The sequence below is a fragment of the Cellulomonas sp. ACRRI genome (assembly GCF_022346185.1).
In the GTDB taxonomy this organism is placed as follows: Bacteria; Actinomycetota; Actinomycetes; order Actinomycetales; family Cellulomonadaceae; genus Cellulomonas.
This window is the reverse complement of record NZ_JAKRMS010000011.1, coordinates 35,024-51,095: the sequence shown is the minus strand read 5'-3', so window position 1 is coordinate 51,095 and position 16,072 is coordinate 35,024. Positions and strand designations below refer to the sequence as shown.

At 72.9% G+C, this 16,072-nt stretch carries 18 protein-coding genes and 1 tRNA gene; 14 read left to right on the top strand and 5 right to left on the bottom strand.

All coding sequences use genetic code 11. The features are described 5' to 3' along the window. Positions 1-17: 17 nt before the first annotated feature. Both MHY85_RS04420 and MHY85_RS04415 read right to left on the bottom strand, forming a co-directional pair. On the bottom strand, positions 18-992 hold the full coding sequence (locus tag MHY85_RS04420) for a carbohydrate ABC transporter permease (protein WP_239193491.1): 975 nt from the start codon (positions 990-992) through the stop codon (positions 18-20). Next, positions 992-1,966, bottom strand: coding sequence for a carbohydrate ABC transporter permease (locus tag MHY85_RS04415; protein WP_239193489.1), 975 nt, complete (start codon positions 1,964-1,966; stop codon positions 992-994). The genes MHY85_RS04420 and MHY85_RS04415 overlap by 1 nt, the downstream gene beginning before the upstream one ends. Positions 1,967-2,381: 415 nt before the next feature. Between MHY85_RS04415 and MHY85_RS04410 the strand changes: the two genes are divergently transcribed. The 3 genes from MHY85_RS04410 (at position 2,382) to MHY85_RS04400 (ending at position 4,844) form a co-directional block, all read left to right on the top strand. Then, entirely contained in the window at positions 2,382-3,602 is a 1,221-nt protein-coding gene (locus MHY85_RS04410) for a hypothetical protein (protein WP_239193488.1), read from the top strand. 365 nt (positions 3,603-3,967) lie between these two features. Continuing rightward, on the top strand, positions 3,968-4,261 hold the full coding sequence (locus tag MHY85_RS04405) for a hypothetical protein (RefSeq protein WP_239193487.1): 294 nt from the start codon (positions 3,968-3,970) through the stop codon (positions 4,259-4,261). A gap of 73 nt (positions 4,262-4,334) precedes the next feature. Further along, on the top strand, positions 4,335-4,844 hold the full coding sequence (locus MHY85_RS04400) for a hypothetical protein (RefSeq protein ID WP_239193486.1): 510 nt from the start codon (positions 4,335-4,337) through the stop codon (positions 4,842-4,844). 21 nt (positions 4,845-4,865) lie between these two features. Here MHY85_RS04400 and MHY85_RS04395 read toward each other — a convergent pair whose 3' ends face one another. After that, a complete protein-coding gene (locus tag MHY85_RS04395; protein ID WP_239193484.1) occupies positions 4,866-5,762 on the bottom strand; it encodes a Sir2 family NAD-dependent protein deacetylase in 897 nt (298 codons plus the stop codon). 64 nt (positions 5,763-5,826) lie between these two features. On the opposite strand from MHY85_RS04395, the gene MHY85_RS04390 reads away from it, so the two are divergent. The 11 genes from MHY85_RS04390 (at position 5,827) to MHY85_RS04340 (ending at position 14,627) form a co-directional block, all read left to right on the top strand. Further along, positions 5,827-5,916: transfer RNA gene (locus MHY85_RS04390), tRNA-Ser, on the top strand. Between the two features lie 268 nt (positions 5,917-6,184). Further along, a complete protein-coding gene (gene phnD, locus MHY85_RS04385; protein WP_239193482.1) occupies positions 6,185-7,093 on the top strand; it encodes a phosphate/phosphite/phosphonate ABC transporter substrate-binding protein in 909 nt (302 codons plus the stop codon). Further along, the gene (locus MHY85_RS04380) at positions 7,090-7,902 is read left to right on the top strand and encodes a phosphonate ABC transporter ATP-binding protein (protein WP_239193480.1); all 813 of its coding nucleotides are present in this window, start codon (positions 7,090-7,092) and stop codon (positions 7,900-7,902) included. The genes phnD and MHY85_RS04380 overlap by 4 nt, the downstream gene beginning before the upstream one ends. Beyond that, positions 7,886-8,728 carry a phosphonate ABC transporter, permease protein PhnE gene (phnE, locus tag MHY85_RS04375; RefSeq protein ID WP_239193478.1) on the top strand — a complete coding sequence of 281 codons (843 nt, stop codon included), beginning with the start codon at positions 7,886-7,888 and terminating at the stop codon, positions 8,726-8,728. The genes MHY85_RS04380 and phnE overlap by 17 nt, the downstream gene beginning before the upstream one ends. Next, a complete protein-coding gene (locus tag MHY85_RS04370; protein ID WP_239193476.1) occupies positions 8,725-9,474 on the top strand; it encodes a tyrosine-protein phosphatase in 750 nt (249 codons plus the stop codon). The genes phnE and MHY85_RS04370 overlap by 4 nt, the downstream gene beginning before the upstream one ends. Further along, entirely contained in the window at positions 9,471-10,091 is a 621-nt protein-coding gene (locus MHY85_RS04365) for a TetR/AcrR family transcriptional regulator (RefSeq protein WP_239193474.1), read from the top strand. Before MHY85_RS04370 ends, MHY85_RS04365 begins: the two co-directional genes overlap by 4 nt. A gap of 208 nt (positions 10,092-10,299) precedes the next feature. Further along, on the top strand, positions 10,300-11,664 hold the full coding sequence (locus tag MHY85_RS04360; RefSeq protein ID WP_239193472.1) for a glycoside hydrolase family 30 beta sandwich domain-containing protein: 1,365 nt from the start codon (positions 10,300-10,302) through the stop codon (positions 11,662-11,664). Between the two features lie 55 nt (positions 11,665-11,719). Continuing rightward, the gene (locus MHY85_RS04355) at positions 11,720-12,139 is read left to right on the top strand and encodes a hypothetical protein (protein WP_239193470.1); all 420 of its coding nucleotides are present in this window, start codon (positions 11,720-11,722) and stop codon (positions 12,137-12,139) included. 85 nt (positions 12,140-12,224) lie between these two features. Beyond that, on the top strand, positions 12,225-12,905 hold the full coding sequence (locus tag MHY85_RS04350) for a DUF6766 family protein (protein ID WP_239193468.1): 681 nt from the start codon (positions 12,225-12,227) through the stop codon (positions 12,903-12,905). 48 nt (positions 12,906-12,953) lie between these two features. After that, positions 12,954-13,862: a polyphosphate kinase 2 gene (gene ppk2, locus MHY85_RS04345; protein ID WP_239193466.1), complete on the top strand. Its 909-nt coding sequence runs from the start codon at positions 12,954-12,956 to the stop codon at positions 13,860-13,862. A gap of 54 nt (positions 13,863-13,916) precedes the next feature. Then, positions 13,917-14,627 carry a hypothetical protein gene (locus tag MHY85_RS04340; RefSeq protein ID WP_239193464.1) on the top strand — a complete coding sequence of 237 codons (711 nt, stop codon included), beginning with the start codon at positions 13,917-13,919 and terminating at the stop codon, positions 14,625-14,627. Between the two features lie 9 nt (positions 14,628-14,636). Here the strand turns inward: MHY85_RS04340 and yidD are convergent, their stop codons facing one another. Together yidD and MHY85_RS04330 are read right to left on the bottom strand one after the other, a co-directional pair. After that, positions 14,637-14,915: a membrane protein insertion efficiency factor YidD gene (gene yidD / locus MHY85_RS04335; protein WP_239193462.1), complete on the bottom strand. Its 279-nt coding sequence runs from the start codon at positions 14,913-14,915 to the stop codon at positions 14,637-14,639. Positions 14,916-14,970: 55 nt separating this feature from the next. Beyond that, positions 14,971-15,993, bottom strand: coding sequence for an LD-carboxypeptidase (locus MHY85_RS04330; protein ID WP_239193452.1), 1,023 nt, complete (start codon positions 15,991-15,993; stop codon positions 14,971-14,973). Positions 15,994-16,072 lie beyond the last annotated feature (79 nt).

The following is a 16,072-nucleotide window of genomic DNA, read 5'->3' as shown; positions in this document are numbered from 1 at the left end:
GGGTGGGGGTGGGCGGGTCAGCCCTTGCGGCCCTGCGTCGCCACGCCCTCGATGAAGTACCGCTGCCCGAACGCGAACAGCGCGAGCATCGGCAGCGTCACGAGCAGGGAGGCCACCATCACGTACTGGTAGTCGCCCTGGCCGCCGGCCGTCGGGGAGTACTTCGTCATCGCGTAGGCGATGCCGAGGGGCGCCGTGAAGTCCTCCGGGCTGCCGGCGTTCAGGTAGATCAGCGCCGCCTGCAGGTTGTTCCAGGACGCCTGGAACTCGAACAGCAGCACGATGATGAACGACGGCAGCGACAGCGGGAACACGATCCGCCAGTAGGTCCGCCACTGGTTCGCGCCGTCGATGCGGGCGGCCTCGAACAGCTCGCGCGGCAGACCCAGGTAGAACTGCCGCTGCAGGAAGATGTAGAACGCCGAGCCGAACAGGTTCGCGCCGAACAGCGGGACCCAGGTGCCGAGGAACCCCAGCTCCTTCCAGATCAGGTAGATCGGGATCATCGTCACGGCGCCGGGCAGCATCATCGTCGCGAGCACCAGCCCGAACAGCGGGCCGCGCAGCGGGAACCGGAAGTGCGCGAAGCCCCACGCCACCAGCGACGACGACACCGCGACGGAGACCGCCGCGAGCACCGCGATGCCGATGCTGTTCATCATCCAGCTGGCGAGCGGCAGCTCGTCGAACACCTTGACGTAGTTGTCCCAGTGGAACTCGCTCGGCCACAGGGAGTTGTCGAACACCTGGCCGCGGCCCTTGAGGCTCGCGGCGAGCAGCCAGGCGAACGGGTACAGGAACACGAACGAGATCGCGATGAGCGTCGCGATGACGACGCCGCGGCGGATGCGGCGGCCGGTGCGCCCGCCGGGGCGGCTCTCGTCGAGCGGCGGACGGTTCGGGTCGATCGGGCGGTCGCCCTGCCCGGTGGCGTCCTCCGGCAGGCCGGGGACCTGGCGGACGGGCGTGTTCGCGGTGCCGGTGCTGGCCATCAGTCCTTGCCCCCCTCGTAGTAGACGAACCGGTTGCCGAACTTCATCTGGATGGCCGTGATGATCATGATGATGACGAACAGCAGCCACGCCATCGCGGCGGCGAACCCGAAGTTGAACTGCCGGAACGCCTGCTGGAACAGGTAGATCGCGTAGAACAGCGACGCCTCGGGCGAGGCGTTCGACTGGTCGCGCCAGAACAGCAGGTACGCCTGGTCGAAGACCTGGAACGCGGCGATCGACAGCACGATCACGTTGAAGAAGATGGCGCTGGAGATCATCGGCAGGGTGATGTTGCGGAACCGGTGCCAGACGCCGGCGCCGTCGAGCTCGGCGACCTCGTACAGCTCGCGCGGCACGTTCTTGAGCGCCGCCAGGAAGATCACCATCGTGCCGGAGACGCCCCAGAGGGTCATCAGCACGATCGACGGCTTGATCCACGTCGGGTCGACGAGCCACTGCGGCCCCTCGATCCCGAAGATCCGCAGGAACTGGTTGACGGCGCCGCTGTTGCCGTTGAGCAGCAGGAAGAACACCGCCGCCGTCGCCACCGCGGGCGTCATCTTGGGCAGGTAGTACACCGTCCGGAAGAACCCGGCGCCCCGGCCCGCCTGGTTGAGCAGCGAGGCGAGGCCCAGCGCGACCAGGATCTCGAGCGGCACCGCCAGCACCGCGTAGAACAGCGTGTTCCCGAGCGAGGTCGCGACCCGGGGGTCGGTGAACAGCTGCGCGTAGTTGTCGAAGCCCGCGGGGCGGGCCGTGTTCGTCGCCAGGTTGTAGTGGCTGAACGAGATCACCAGGCTGTAGATCATCGCGCCGGCCGTGAAGACCAGGAACCCGACGATCCAGGGCGAGATGAACAGGTACCCGGTCAGCGCCTCGCGCTTGTTGTAGGGCACCTTGGCGCGGCGCTTGCGCGCGGGGCGTGACGTGCGTGCGACGGCCGGAGCGGCGTCGGCTCTCAGCTGCGTCATCGAGGCCTCCAGTCGGACCGTGGACGCCGGTAGGAGGCCTGCCCAGCTCCGCTGCCCGACGATGTGGCAACGATGCCACATGCCGTGACTATAGGTGTCGGGTCCGGCCGCCGCAAGGCTCCGGCGCCGCCCGCGACTTCACCGCACGGGCGATATGTCCGGAGCGTGGCACGGAGCGCGGTCGTCCGCCTCCGGAGGGCCGTGCTCCTGGCGCCTCGGTCGGCGACGGTCGCGCGGCGGCTTCCGGGTGCCCGGCTCCTCGGGTGCGCGGGGTGCTCAAAGCGTGCCTTCGTGCGGACGCGTGGCGGTTCGGGGTGGAGATGAGGGGCCCCGGTTCACCCCTAGCCTGCGAGCCGCGTCACCCCGACCCGGGGGTCGTCAGCCGCCGTTACCGGACGAACGAGTGAGGACGCTCATGCGACGCACCGCACGCACGACCGTGGGTCTGCTGACCGCGGCGACGATGGCGCTGACGACCGTGGGGACCGCGCAGGCCGCCCCGGTCCGCACCGCCCCCGAGCCGGTGCCCGAGGTCGCGCTGGCCGAGATGGTCGCCGAGGTGAACGAGGCCGAGCGGGCCCTGGGCTCGCTCGGCCTGTCGTTCGCCGACTTCGCCGACCTCGAGGACCGTGGCCCGGAGTTCCTGGCCGAGCTCGAGGAGCTGCTCGACGGGTTGGGCGGCGAGCCGGAGCCCGACCCGGATCCGGAGCCCGACCCGGACCCGGAGCCCGACCCGGACCTGGAGCCCGACCCGGACCCGGAGCCCGACCCGGGGCCGGGCGGCATGGTCGTCGGCCCGCCGATGCTCGGCGAGGGCGTGCTGTGGGGCAGTGGCCTGCCGGTCGGCCCGCTGGCGGAGCCGGTGCCGTCCGGCTCGGCCTCGGCCACGGGTGCCGACGACGCCGTCCGCGACCTGCAGGCGGAGTGGCTGGCGCACGCCTACGACATGGCGGAGCTGAACTCCCGGCGGGACCGCAACGCCCGGGACATCGGCTCCGAGACGGTCTCCATGTACCTGTCGCACTACGTGGACCTGCCGCAGGACCCGGCGCTGTACCCGGTCGACTACAACTCGCACGCGAACCGGTACGCCTCGTGGCTGACCGAGGAGGACCGGCTGGTCTTCGAGCGGTTCCTCCAGGTGGGTCCGAACGCACAACTCGGCAAGGACCTGAGCGACGCGGGGTTTGCGATGGCGAGCATCGCGAAGGCGCCCGCGAGCATCCGCGAGGTGTTCCAGGGGTCGAAGCAGGTGGTGGAGCGAATCGCTCGAGGCGCCGAAGAGTGGTGGGACTTGTGGCAGGTGGTCGACCACAGCGCCGCTCTGCAGCGTCTGAAGGACGCGTGGAAGGCCGGCGACAGCCCGGAGGTGATCGTCAACCGGATCGAGGAGGGGTTGAACGTCGGCGACTACCGCGACGAGATCGGTAAGGCGGTCGTCGGCGTCCTGCTCGCGACCGCGGTAGCGGCAGCCGGCTCCACTGGCGGGGTGGCCGTGGCGATCGCCCTTGCGGGGGTGTCGATCGCGACCCTGGCGATGAAGGACGTCATCAACCAGGCCGCCGTCGCGGGCCTGCTGCTCACGGCGACGAGCCGGGTGACGCTGCGGTACCTGCGGTCGATCGGCATGGACTGACTCCGGCGGTCGTGCGCTGATGCCGCACGAGGGGGTCGGGCGCGGGCCGCGTGAGCAGCCTGCGCCCGACCTGGCGGGGTGGAGCCGGCTGCTCGCCGAGTCGGAGCGGTTGCGCGCGCGTGCGCGGGCCCGGGTGCGCTCGGCCGTGACCGGCCTGCCGCTGTTCGTCCTGGTCGTGTCTCTGCACGCCCTGCTGCCCCGGGACCCGCACGGTTCGCCGGCCAACCGGTCCGTCGGGTCGCAGCTCGGGGTGGTGGTGATCGCGGTGTTCGTGGTCTGGGGGGTCGCTCCGATCTGCATGGCGCGGTGGGTGCGTTCGGGGGAGCGGCGCGGGTGGCTCTGGGGGGGCGCTGGCGGGTCAGTCGGTGCTGGCGGCGGTCTGGTTCGCGGTGGCGATGGCGGCGTACGACGCGTTCGACGATGCGCACCCGAGCTGGACCTCGAACCTGCAGCACTGGCTGGGGTTCGACCCGCAGACCAACACCGGGCTGCGCTACCTGGTGGCGGCGGGCGTCGTCGTGCTGCTGGTCGCGGCCCTCGTGTGGGAGGTGGTCGCGGTCGAGCGGGACGTGCGGCGCCTGGAGGCGCTCGGCGGAGTGCCGGACTGCCCGCGCCGCCCTGGCGTGACCTGCCTGACGTGGTGCGACTGTGAGCGGTGAGGCGGGGCGGAACGCGCTGCTGGCGGAGTCCGAACGGCTCCGCGCCCGCCGGCGGTCCCAGGTGCGCTCAGGCGTGACCGGCCTTCCGCTCTTCGTCCTGGTCATGTCCCTGGCTCTCCTGCTACCCCGGGACCCGCACGGCTCGGTGTCCAACCGGCACGCCGGGTGGCAGCTCGGAGTGGTGGCGATCGCGGTGTCCGCGGTCTGGGGAGTTGCTCCGGCATGCATGGCGCGGTGGCCGCGTTCGGGAGAGCGCCGCGGGTGGCTGTGGGGGGCGCTGGCGGGTCAGCCGGCGCTGGCGCTGGTCTGGTTCAGCCTGGCGACGGCGGCGCACGATGCGTTCGACGTCGCGCACCCGAGCTGGCTCTCGATCTCCCAGCAATGGCTGGGCTTCGATCGGGAGTCCAACACGGGGCTGCGCTACCTGGTCTCGGCGGCGGTCGTCGTGGTCCTGGTGCTGGCGGCGGCCTGGGAGGTGTACGCGGTCCACCGGGACGTACGGCGCCTGGACGCGCTGGGCGGAGTGCCGAACTGCTCGCGCTGCCGGGGTCCGGCCTGCGTCACGTGGTGCGCCGGCCGGTGAGAGCCGACCGCCCGGCCGCCCTCAGAGCCGGTCGGCCAGCTCCGTCAGCGTCTCCGACGCTCCCGCGTCCAGGGTCAGCGTCGCCAGCGGGTCCCCGCGGGTTGCGCCGCGGTTGAGGATCACGACCGGCTTGCCCTCCTCGGCCGCGTGCCGCACGAACCGCAGCCCGGACTGGACCGTCAGCGACGACCCCGCCACGAGCAGCGCGTCCGCCTCGTCGACCAGTGCGTACGCCTCCGCCACCCGGGGCCCGGGCACCGTCTCGCCGAAGTAGACGATGTCCGGCTTCAGCATCCCGCCGCACGGGCCGTCGCCGCCGTCGGGGTCGGGCAGCCAGCAGTCGACGACCCGGAAGTGCGAGGTCTGCTCGATGACGGCGTCCGCGTCGGGTGCGATCTCCACGTCGCCGACCGCACCGACCGACTCGGCGAAGCCGGGGTTGGCCGCCTCCAGCCGCTCGGCGAGCTCGGCGCGCGTCACGGTCCGGTGGCACCGCAGGCAGATCACCCGGTCGTACCGGCCGTGCAGGTCGATCACGCGGCGGGAGCCCGCCTGCTCGTGCAGCAGGTCGACGTTCTGCGTGATGACGCCGAGCACGACCCCGTGCGCCTCCATCGACGCCAGCGCGCGGTGCCCGGCGTTCGGGTGCGTGCGGTGCACGTACCGCCAGCCGACGTGGTTGCGCGCCCAGTAGTGCCGGCGGAACCCCTCGTCGCCGACGAACTGCTGGTACGTCATGGGGTTCCGCGGTGGGGAGTCCGGGCTGCGGTAGTCGGGGATGCCGGAGTCGGTCGACAGGCCGGCCCCGGTGAGCACCGTGAGGCGGCTGCCGCGGAGCAGCCGGACCGCGTCGTCGACGGTCCCCGGGTTCGGCCGGACGGCGTCGTGGAGCGGGATCGGCAGGCGCGGGGGTGTCACGTGCACCACCGTACGACTCCCGATGCGGAGGTTCTGCCTCGCATCCGGTACTGTTCTGGCCCGAGGTAGCGTGTCCGAGCGGCCTAAGGAGCACGCCTCGAAAGCGTGTGTGGGTGAAAGTCCACCGTGGGTTCAAATCCCACCGCTACCGCCAGCAGGAAGTCCCCTCACCAGGACCTCCTGAGTGACGAAACCCCCGCCGGGTCCCCGGCGGGGGTTTCGTCGTGTCTGAGCGTGGTGGGTCGCTCGGTGGTCGTGCCCGAGGGTGTGCCCGGCACGGTCGACCGCCCGGTCGACGCCGATGACACGACCGTTCACCCGATGTTCGGTTCGCGGTCCGGCGGTCTCGTAATTCCCGGCCACCTCGTCGAGTTGGAGTACGACCGATCTCGGAAGTCCCGTACTCCTCGAAAGGTCCCCCGATGCGCCGCTACCCGCTCCCCGCGATGGGCATGCTCGGCATCACCGCTCTCGCCCTGGCCGCGTGCCAGTCGCCGTCCGCCGACGCGGCCACCGCGACCGGCGCGCCCGACTCCCCGATCACCATCGCCACCCTGCCCGTCTCCGACGACCCGACCCAGGTCAACCCGGTCGAGGCGCTCGTCGACCTGCTCGAGGCGGAGACCGGCCGCGAGGTCGAGGTCACCGACGTCCCCGACTACCTCAGCGTCGTCGAGGCGATCCGTGCCGACCACGTCGACATCGGCATCATGAGCGGCTTCCCGTCCGCGCTGGCGGTCAACACCGGCGAGGTGGACGCGCTGCTGGCCTGGGAGGGCAGCGACGACCCCGTGTCCACCTGCGTGGTGCTGGAGGACTCGCCGATCCAGACGGTCGCGGACCTCGAGGGCGCGACGGTCGCGTTCGCCGACCAGGCGTCGAGCTCGGGCTACTTCATGCCGGTGTACATGCTGCACGAGGCGGGCCTGGAGCAGGGCTCGGACTACGAGGCGGTCTTCTCCGGCGGCCACGAGGGGAGCTTCGCCGCCCTGCAGCAGGGCCAGGTCGACGCCGCCTGCACCGCGGTCGTCCTGACCGAGATGGGCGCGCCGGTGTTCCCGTTCGCCGACGGCGAGTGGCGTGCCGTCGGCGAGAGCCCGGCGATGGAGATCATGGGCACGGTGCTGGCGCGCCAGTCGCTCGACGACGAGACCCGCGCTCTGCTCCAGGAGGCGCTCCCGCGGGTGTTCTCCGCGGAGAACGCCGAGGCCCTCGGCGCCTACGGCACGTTCGCGGGCCTGGACGTGACCATCGCCCCGGAGCCCGGTGCCTTCGCGTCGTTCGCCGAGATCGCCGCCGTCGCCGGCGTCGAGCTCGAGGACCTCGAGTGACCCTCGCGGCGGCGGGCACCACGGTCCCCGCCGCGACGGTGCCGCCGACGCTCCCCCTGGTGACCGTGCGCGACCTGCGGGTCGCCTACGACGAGCACGTCGTGCTGGACGGGGTCGACCTCGACCTCCGCCCCGGCGAGATGGTGGCGCTCCTCGGCGCGTCCGGTTCGGGCAAGTCGACGCTGATGCGGAGCCTGACCGGGTTCGTGCCGGTGAGCCGCGGCTCGGTGCGGGTCGCCGGGCACGACGTCACGAACCTGCCTCGCGGCGGGCTGCGGACGTTGCGGTCGGACGTGGGCCAGGTGTTCCAGCAGTTCCACCTGATCCCGCGCCTGAGCGTGCTGACCAACGTGCTCACCGGCGCGCTGCACGGCGCCGGGCCGGTCAACCTGGTCGGCGGCTTCTCCAGCGCGCACCGGGTCCGGGCCCTGCAGCTGCTCGACCGGGTGGGCATCGCGCACAAGGCGGAGGAGCCGGCCCGGTCGCTGTCGGGCGGCCAGCAGCAGCGCGTCGCCATCGCGCGTGCCCTGATGCAGCAGCCGAAGGTGATCCTCGCCGACGAGCCCGTGGCGTCGCTCGACCCGAAGCTCGCCGGCTCGGTCCTGCGGCTGCTCCGGCAGATCGCCACCGAGGACGGCATCCCGGTGCTGGTCAGCCTGCACGTGCTGCACCTGGCGCTGGAGCACGGCGACCGCGTCGTCGGGCTGCGGCAGGGCCGGGTCCTGGTCTCCGCGCCGACCGCCCGGCTGGACGCCGCGGCGCTCGCCGGGCTCTACGAGGAGGAGGACGACGATGACCACGACCTCTGAGGCGCCGGCCCGCCGCAGCGCCCCGCCCGCGCTCCCGCCGGGTGAGCGGGCCCGCCTGGAGCGTGCCTTCTCCGTCCCGCGCGCCCGGTTCCTGGTCGGGCTGCCGATCGCGCTCGTCGTCCTGATCTGGTCGATGGGCGGAGCGGAGTTCAACGTCGTCGAGCTCGGCGAGGGCACCGTGAACATGGGCGAGTTCCTGTCGCGCCTGTTCCCGCCGAGCTTCGCGAAGTTCGGCGTGATCGTCGAGCTGCTCGTGGAGACGCTGCAGATGGCGATCGTCGGCACGGTGCTCGGCGCCGTGCTGTCCCTGCTGGTCGCGTTCGCCGCGGCGTCGAACATCGCCCCGCGCTGGCTCTACTACCCCGCGCGCTGGGTCATGAACATCATCCGCTCGGTACCCGACCTCGTGTTCGCGCTGATGTTCGTCTCCGCCGTGGGGCTCGGGCCGTTCGCGGGCATCCTCGCCATGACCCTCGGGTCGCTCGGCTCCATCGGCAAGATCTTCGCCGAGGCGATGGAGTCCGTGGACCGCGGACCGATCGTCGCCATGCAGGCGGTCGGGGCGTCGAAGCGGCAGGTCATCCAGTACGGCGTCCTGCCGCAGGCGGCGCCCCTGCTCGTCTCCTACACGCTCCTGCTGTTCGAGGGGAACGTGCGCGGCGCGACCATCCTCGGGCTGGTGGGCGCCGGCGGCATCGGCCTGGAGCTCACCACGGCCATGCGCATGTACGACTACGGCCACCTCAGCGCCATCATCATCTGCATCATCGTGCTGGTCACGGTGATCGACCAGGGCAGCGCCCTGATCCGAAGGAGGATCACGTGACCACCACCACCGACCTCGTCCTCAGCGCACCGGTGAACCTGCGCGACCTCGGCGGCATCCCGGTCCACGGGGGCGTGGTCCGCCAGGGCGTCGCGATCCGCGCCGACGACCTGTCGACGATCACGGCGCGGGACGCGGACGCGCTCGTCGCCGCGGGGCTCACCGCCGTCGTCGACCTCCGGTCCCCGGCCGAGGTGGCGATCACCGGCCGCGGGCCGCTCGCCGCCCACCCCGTCGGGTACCACCACATCCCGCTGATCGCGGACGTCGGCGCCTCGACGCCGGACGGGTTCACCCACGAGGGCATGGGGGACATGTACGTCCGGCTGGTCGAGGACGCCGCCCCGCAGCTCGTCACCGCCCTCACGGTGATGGCCTGCGCCACCGGCGCGACCGCGTTCCACTGCGCCGCCGGACGTGACCGCACCGGCGTGCTCGCCGCCGCCCTGCTGCTCACGCTCGGCGCGGACGACGACGCGGTGGTGGCGGACTACGCCCGGACGGGGCCGAACATGCGCGCGATCATGGAGCGCACGCGCGCGCTGATGGCCGCGATGTTCGCCGCGCTCGACCTGGACGCGCTCACCAGCACGTCGGGTCTGCTGGAGGGGTCCATGGAGGTGGCCATGCGCCGGATGCTCGCGCGGCTGCGCGAGCGGCACGGCGACCCGCTCGCCCCTCTGCGCGCCGCGGGCCTGGGGGCGGAGACGACCGCCAGGCTGCGGGTCCGGGCCGTCGCGGCATGACGACCGGCACCGCGACGGCCGAGGGTGCGGTTCGTCGCGCGCCCGGCCGGCCGCGCGACGAGGAGCTCGACGGCCAGATCATCGCGGCGACGCTCGCCCTGATCGACGCCGAGGAGGAGGTGACGGTCGCCCGCGTGGTGGCCCGCAGCGGCGTGAGCCGGGCGGCGCTGTACCGGCGTTGGCCCTCGCTGACCACGCTGATCGCCGCGGCGCTCGACGTCGGTCGCACCGTGCCGCCGGACCTCCCGGCCGACGGCGACCTGCGCGCGACCGTCTTCGGCGCGATGTTCGGGGGCCCGGGCACGGTGACCGCCGTCGGCTACTCCGAGGCCCGGTTCCGCCAGCGGATCCGGCTGGTGATGAGCGACCGGGCGCTGCAGCGGGCGTACTGGACGTCGCACGTCGCGCGCCGCCGCGTGCCCGTGGAGACCGCCCTGCGGTCCGGGATGGAGCGTGGGGTGCTCCGCCCCGACCTGGACGTGGCGGCCTGCTTCGACGCGGTCGCGGGCGCGGCGTACTACCAGGTGGTGGTGCGCGGCGACCGGTTCGAGGACCCGGAGACGCAGGTGAGGCTCCGGGCCGCCTTCGACGTCGTGTGGCGCGGGATGCTCGCCTGAGCGTCCCGCGGCCGGTCGAGCGCCCCGGGTTCACGCACACCTCCCAGGTGGTCGGGAAGAGGGGGTAGCCTCGCACTACCGACCATGCGGTAGGTAGTGGCTCGCCCCGGCGTCCGCGCCCGCCGCAGCACGCGCGCGGGCGCCCGCGGCCGGGCGCCTGCGACCCGGGGCCGCCGTGGTCCCCGTGGACGACGAAGTGGAGTGTGCGATGCGCATCGCGAGCTGGACCAGCACGACCGAGCACGAGCGCTGGACGGACCTCGGCGCCGTCGAGCCCGCCGCGGTCGAGCGGATCCCCGACGTGTTCGTGCAGCTGGACGACGAGCGGCAGGAGATCGAGGGCTTCGGCGCCACGTTCAACGAGCTCGGCTGGACGTCGCTGGCCCACCTGACCGAGGACCAGCGCGCCGAGATCTTCCGGGAGATGTACGCCCCGGGCGTCGGCGGGAACTTCACGATCGGGCGGATGCCGATCGCCGCGAACGACTTCGCCCGCGACTACTACTCCTACGACGACGTGCCGGGGGACTTCGACCTCGAGCACTTCAGCATCGCGAACGACCACGAGACCCTCGTCCCGTACATCCGGGCCGCGCTGGCGCACCAGGGGTCGCTGAAGCTGTGGGCCTCGCCGTGGGTGCCGCCGCAGTGGATGAAGACCAACGGCCACTACGCCTCCGTCCAGCCGTGGATCAACGGCGTCGAGAACGGCCTGCGGCCCGACCAGGTGCAGGCCGAGGGCACCGACTCGTTCATCCAGGACGAGCGGCACCTCGCGACCTACGCGGCGTACTTCGGCAAGTTCGTCGACGCGTACCGCGAGCTGGGCATCGAGATCGGCATGGTCATGCCGCAGAACGAGTTCAACTCCGCCCAGCCGTACCCCAGCTGCACCTGGACCCCGGCCGGCCTCGCGGCGTTCCTCCGGCACCTCGGGCCCGAGATGCGCGAGCGCGGCGTCGAGGTGTTCCTCGGCACCGTCGAGCGGCCGAAGCAGGCCCTGGTCGACGAGGTGCTGGCGGACCCGGACGCCGCCGCGGCGGTCGCCGGCATCGGCGTGCAGTGGCACGGCAAGTCGATCGTGCCGTTCCTGACGAAGGACTACCCGGAGCTGCGGCTCTACCAGACCGAGCAGGAGTGCGGGGACGGCAAGAACGACTGGCGGTACGCCCGCTACGCGTGGCGCCTGATGCGCGACTTCCTCAACGACGGCGCGAACGCCTACCAGTACTGGAACCTGTCGCTGGAGCGCGGCGGCGTGAGCCGCTGGGGCTGGTCGCAGAACTCGCTCGTCGTCGTCGACCCCGACGCCGGCTCGTTCGAGTACACCCACGAGTACCACGTGCTCAAGCACGTCAGCCACTTCGTGCGCCCCGGCGCCCGCCTGGTGCCGACGCTGAGCTACGCCGGGTACGAGAACCAGGTCGCGTTCCGCAACCCCGACGGGTCGCTGGTCGTCGTCATGCAGAACGACACCGCGGAGGAGATGCCGGTCTCGGTGCTCGTCGGCGACCAGGTCGTCACCCCGGTGCTGCCCGCCGACTCGCTCAATACCTTCGTGCTCGAGGTCTGACGCCGCGGCACCCGTTCGTCGTGCCGCCGGGCGCGACCCCTGCCACGATGCCCGGATGAGGCGGTGGCGCATCCCGGCGGGCGCGGCCCTGGTGGCGGCGCTGCTGGCCGCGTGCGGGCCGGGGGCGACGGCCCGCGCGGCCGAGGACGTGGCGGTCGCGTTCTCCGCGGCGGTGGCCGACCGGGACGGCGACGCGGCCTGCGCGCTGCTCGCCGCGTCGGTGGCGCAGACCGTGGCCGCGGACGCGGAGGCCCCGTGCGCGCAGGCCCTGTCCGAGGGGCCGGTCGCCGACGACCTCGCGGAGCGCGCCGCGGACGCCCGGCCGGAGGAGACCCGGGTCGCCGGCCGCCAGGCGCAGGTGCGGCTGGGCAGCGACACGGTCTTCCTCGCGCGCTCCGGCGCCGGGTGGGTCGTCACCGCCGCCGGCTGCGACCCGCGCCCGGACCGGCCCTACGACTGCGAGGTGGCGGCATGAGGTCCCAGCGGGCGCTGTTCGCGGTCGTGCTCGGCGGCACGTACCTGGTGCTGCTGCTGGCGGTCGTGCTCGCGGTGGTGCGGCGGTGAGGGCGCCCCGGTGGGTCCGGGAGAACGGGCTGAGCCTGTTCTTCCTCGGGATCTTCCTCGCGGCGGTGGCCGGGCAGGCGGTCAGCGGCGTGGCCGTGTTCAACCGCGAGCAGGTGGCGGCCGGCCTCGACCCCGTGACGCTCGGCCAGTACGTCACGTCGTCGGCGTTCGCCGTCGACCTCAGCGAGAACTGGCAGTCGGAGTTCCTGCAGTTCCTGCTCTACATCGCCGCGACCGTCTGGTTCGTGCAGCGGGGCTCGCCCGAGTCGAAGCCGCTGGACCAGGCCGGGCGGGAGAGCGACGAGGAGCAGGCGGTCGGTGAGCACGCCGGCCCGCAGTCGCCGCCGTGGGCGCGCGTCCGGGGCTGGCGGCTGTCCGTGTACTCGCACTCGCTGACCCTGGTGATGGGCTCGATCTTCCTCGGGTCGTGGTTCGTGCAGTCGCTGACCGGCGCGGTGGCGTACTCCGAGGAGCAGATGCGCGACCTCCAGGACCCGGTGACGTGGCCGGAGTACCTGCGCGAGCCGGACTTCTGGAGCCGGACCCTGCAGAACTGGCAGTCCGAGTTCCTCGCCGTGCTGTCGATGGTCGTGCTGGCGATCTACCTGCGCGAGCGCGGGTCCCCGGAGTCGAAGCCCGTGGGCGCCCCGCACGGCGCCACCGGCATCGAGTCCTGACCCCGCCGAGCACTGGCGCGGCGGCCCGGCGGACCCGAGAGTGGTCGCATGACCGTCGTGAACCCGCCTCGCGACCTGCGCGAGTACATCGAGTTCCTCCGCGACAGCGGCTACACGGTCCGGGACGGGCACACGCCGGACCCGGACCTGATCGACCCGCAGGGCAACCCGGTCTACACCTGGCAGGAGGGGTACCCGTACCCCGAGCTGATGGACCGCGACGCCTACGAGCTCGAGAAGTACCGCCTCCAGGTCGAGCTGCTGAAGTTCCAGTACTGGCTCGAGGACAACGACAAGCGGGCGATCGTCCTGTTCGAGGGCCGCGACGCCGCGGGCAAGGGCGGCACGATCAAGCGGTTCACCGAGCACCTCAACCCGCGGACGTCGCGGGTGGTCGCGCTGTCGAAGCCGAGCGACCGCGAGCGCGGCCAGTGGTACTTCCAGCGCTACGTGCAGCACCTGCCCACGGCCGGCGAGATCGTCATGTTCGACCGGTCCTGGTACAACCGCGCCGGCGTCGAGCGGGTCATGGGCTTCTGCACCGACGAGGAGTACCAGACCTTCATGGCGCAGGCCCCGGCCTTCGAGAAGATGCTCGTCGACTCCGGCATCCACGTGACCAAGCTGTGGTTCTCCGTGTCCCGCAAGGAGCAGCGCACCCGGTTCGCGATCCGCCAGCTCGACCCCGTGCGCCGCTGGAAGCTGTCCCCGATGGACCTCGCCTCGCTGGACCGCTGGGAGGAGTACACCCGGGCCAAGGAGGAGATGTTCCACCGCACGGACAAGCGGCACGCCCGGTGGACGATCATCCGGTCCAACGACAAGAAGCGGGCGCGGATCAACGCGATGCGGTTCTTCCTCAACCAGTTCGACTACGAGGGCAAGGACCTGGAGGTCGTCGGGCGGCCCGACCCGCTGCTGGTGATCCGCAGCAAGAACGAGCCCGCGGACGAGTAGCGCCGGCCCGGGTCCGCCTTGTCGGGGGCTCGCCGCGCCCGGGATGCTGGCGGGATGGCCGGTGAGCGCATGTACCCGATCCTGCCCTGCCCCGACCTCGACGCCGCGGTGGCGTTCTACGAGGCGCTCGGGTTCCGCCCGACGTACCGGCAGAAGCGCCCGAACCCGCACGCCGTCGTGCGGCTCGAGGACATGCACATCCACCTCGCGGGGATCGACGGCTTCGACCCGGAAGGATCCTACGCCAGCGTGATCGCCGTGGTTCCCGACGCCGAGGCGCTCTACCAGCAGTTCGCCGCCGGCCTGCGCGCCCACCTCGGCCGGCTGCCGACGGCGGGTGTCCCGCGCCTGCTGCGGCCGCGGCGCAAGCAGGGCACCACCACCGGCTTCTCCGTGGTGGACGTCGGCGGGAACTGGCTCCGGTTCTACCGCGAGGCCGACGTGGGCACCGAGGAGCCCGCCGCGACCGGCCTCGCGCGCGCCGTCGAGGTCGCGGCCCGGCAGGGCGACGCGCGCGGCGACGACGCGCAGGCGCTGGTCGCGCTCGACGCCGGGCTGACCCGGCACCCGGACGCGCCGGCCGACGAGCGGGTCCGGGCGCTCGCGTACCGCGCCGAGCTGCTGGTCCGGCTCGGGCGGGCCGGGGACGCGGGGGCCGCGCTGGCCGAGGCGGAGGCGCTGCGGCTCAGCGCGGCGCAGGCGGAGGCCGTCGCGCCGGACCTGGCCCACGCGCGGGAGGTCCTGGCCGGCGCCGCGGGCGCCTGACCTCCGCGGTCAGAACCGGAACGGGATCGGGATGCCGCCGCAGCAGCACACCCCGCGCACGTCCGACTGCGCCAGCATGCCCGCGGCCTGGTAGCACGCGACGAACCGGGCGACGCTCGGCCGGACGCCCCGCAGCACCCCCCGGGCGACGACCGTCCGCCGGATCGCCTCCGAGCAGGACGTCCCGCCGTGCGCGACCCGGTGCGCGCAGGCGTAGCCCTTCCGCGGCGAGATCCGGCGCTGGTAGACCCGGATGAGGCGGTCGGCGGCAGAGGCGGCGAGGCTCATCGCGCCACGGTAGGCGCGGGTGGGAGCGGACGCGCGCCGACCGGCGCGCCGGTGCTCAGCGCAGCACCTGCGTCAGCACCGACCCCCCGTCGCCGTGCTCGACCGTGGCGAGCGCCCCGTTCACCAGCGCCAGGTGCGGCGGGACGTGCCCGCAGTCGACGTCGGCCAGCACCGGGACCCCGAGGTCGGCCAGGGCGTGCCGCGCGGCGTCGTGCTGCGTCAGTCCCGGCACGTCCGCGCCACGGGTCCGCCCGAGGAGCACGGCGTTCGCGCCGACGAAGAACCCGGCGTACCGGAGGCCGAGGAGGCGGCGGGCGACGTCGGCCGCGTCGGCCGCCGCGGCCTCCAGGTAGACGATGGTGCCCTCCGGGGCGTGCGCCGCGGCGAACGCCGCCACGTCGCCGTACGGCGTCCCGGCGAGGTGCGACACCGTCTCCAGGCACCCGCCCACCAAGCGGCCGGAGACGCGCACGGCGTCGTCCCCGTCGAGCCGGGTCCATCCTCCGGCGGCGTCGAGGGGCTCCTCCGTGGCCTCCGGATCGACGGCGACGTCGGTGAACCCGGCCGACCGGTACCGGGTCGCGGCGCCCTGGACGAGGGTCGCGCCGGGCTCGGCCTGCACGACGTCGAGCCACGGCAGCATCGGCGCCGGCACCCGGAACGGCGTCTCCATCAGGTTCTGCCCGTGCAGCGTGGCGACGCCCGTGCGGAGCGTCAGGGGCAGCAGCAGCGTCGAGATGTCGGAGTAGCCGACGAGCCACGTCGGGTCCGCCGCGAGGGTGTCCCAGTCGAGGCGGTCGAGCAGGTCGAGCGCGATCTCCCCGCCCCACGGCGGCACGACCGCCCGCACGGCGGGGTCCGTCATCAGCCCGGTGAGCTCGGCGGCGCGGGCGTCCACGGGCCCGCTGGTCACGCCCACGCCGCGGACGAGCGGCCCGAGCCGGACCTCGAACCCGCGGTCGGTGAGGTGCCGGACGGCCACGTCGAGCCGGCGGGCGTGCGGGGTGGCGACCCCCGCGGACGGGGAGGCCACGCCGATGACGTCGCCGGCGACCAGCGGACGCGGGTAGCGGATCATGCGCCGCAGTCTGGCAGCGTGCCCCGACCCCTGGTGGCCCCGAGACCCCGCGGCGTAGCGTCGTGTGGTGCCGGAGCAC

What these genes read in the sequence shown, in the direction of transcription:
- MHY85_RS04365 (WP_239193474.1), top strand. Translation starts at nt 9,471, where the DNA reads ATGACGACCGGCACCGCGACGGCCGAGGGTGCGGTTCGTCGCGCGCCC.
- MHY85_RS04420 (WP_239193491.1), bottom strand. Translation starts at nt 992, where the DNA reads ATGGCCAGCACCGGCACCGCGAACACGCCCGTCCGCCAGGTCCCCGGC.
- ppk2 (WP_239193466.1), top strand. Translation starts at nt 12,954, where the DNA reads ATGACCGTCGTGAACCCGCCTCGCGACCTGCGCGAGTACATCGAGTTC.
- yidD (WP_239193462.1), bottom strand. Translation starts at nt 14,915, where the DNA reads ATGAGCCTCGCCGCCTCTGCCGCCGACCGCCTCATCCGGGTCTACCAG.
- MHY85_RS04330 (WP_239193452.1), bottom strand. Translation starts at nt 15,993, where the DNA reads ATGATCCGCTACCCGCGTCCGCTGGTCGCCGGCGACGTCATCGGCGTG.
- MHY85_RS04410 (WP_239193488.1), top strand. Translation starts at nt 2,382, where the DNA reads ATGCGACGCACCGCACGCACGACCGTGGGTCTGCTGACCGCGGCGACG.
- MHY85_RS04360 (WP_239193472.1), top strand. Translation starts at nt 10,300, where the DNA reads ATGCGCATCGCGAGCTGGACCAGCACGACCGAGCACGAGCGCTGGACG.
- phnD (WP_239193482.1), top strand. Translation starts at nt 6,185, where the DNA reads ATGCGCCGCTACCCGCTCCCCGCGATGGGCATGCTCGGCATCACCGCT.
- MHY85_RS04340 (WP_239193464.1), top strand. Translation starts at nt 13,917, where the DNA reads ATGGCCGGTGAGCGCATGTACCCGATCCTGCCCTGCCCCGACCTCGAC.
- phnE (WP_239193478.1), top strand. Translation starts at nt 7,886, where the DNA reads ATGACCACGACCTCTGAGGCGCCGGCCCGCCGCAGCGCCCCGCCCGCG.
- MHY85_RS04415 (WP_239193489.1), bottom strand. Translation starts at nt 1,966, where the DNA reads ATGACGCAGCTGAGAGCCGACGCCGCTCCGGCCGTCGCACGCACGTCA.
- MHY85_RS04355 (WP_239193470.1), top strand. Translation starts at nt 11,720, where the DNA reads ATGAGGCGGTGGCGCATCCCGGCGGGCGCGGCCCTGGTGGCGGCGCTG.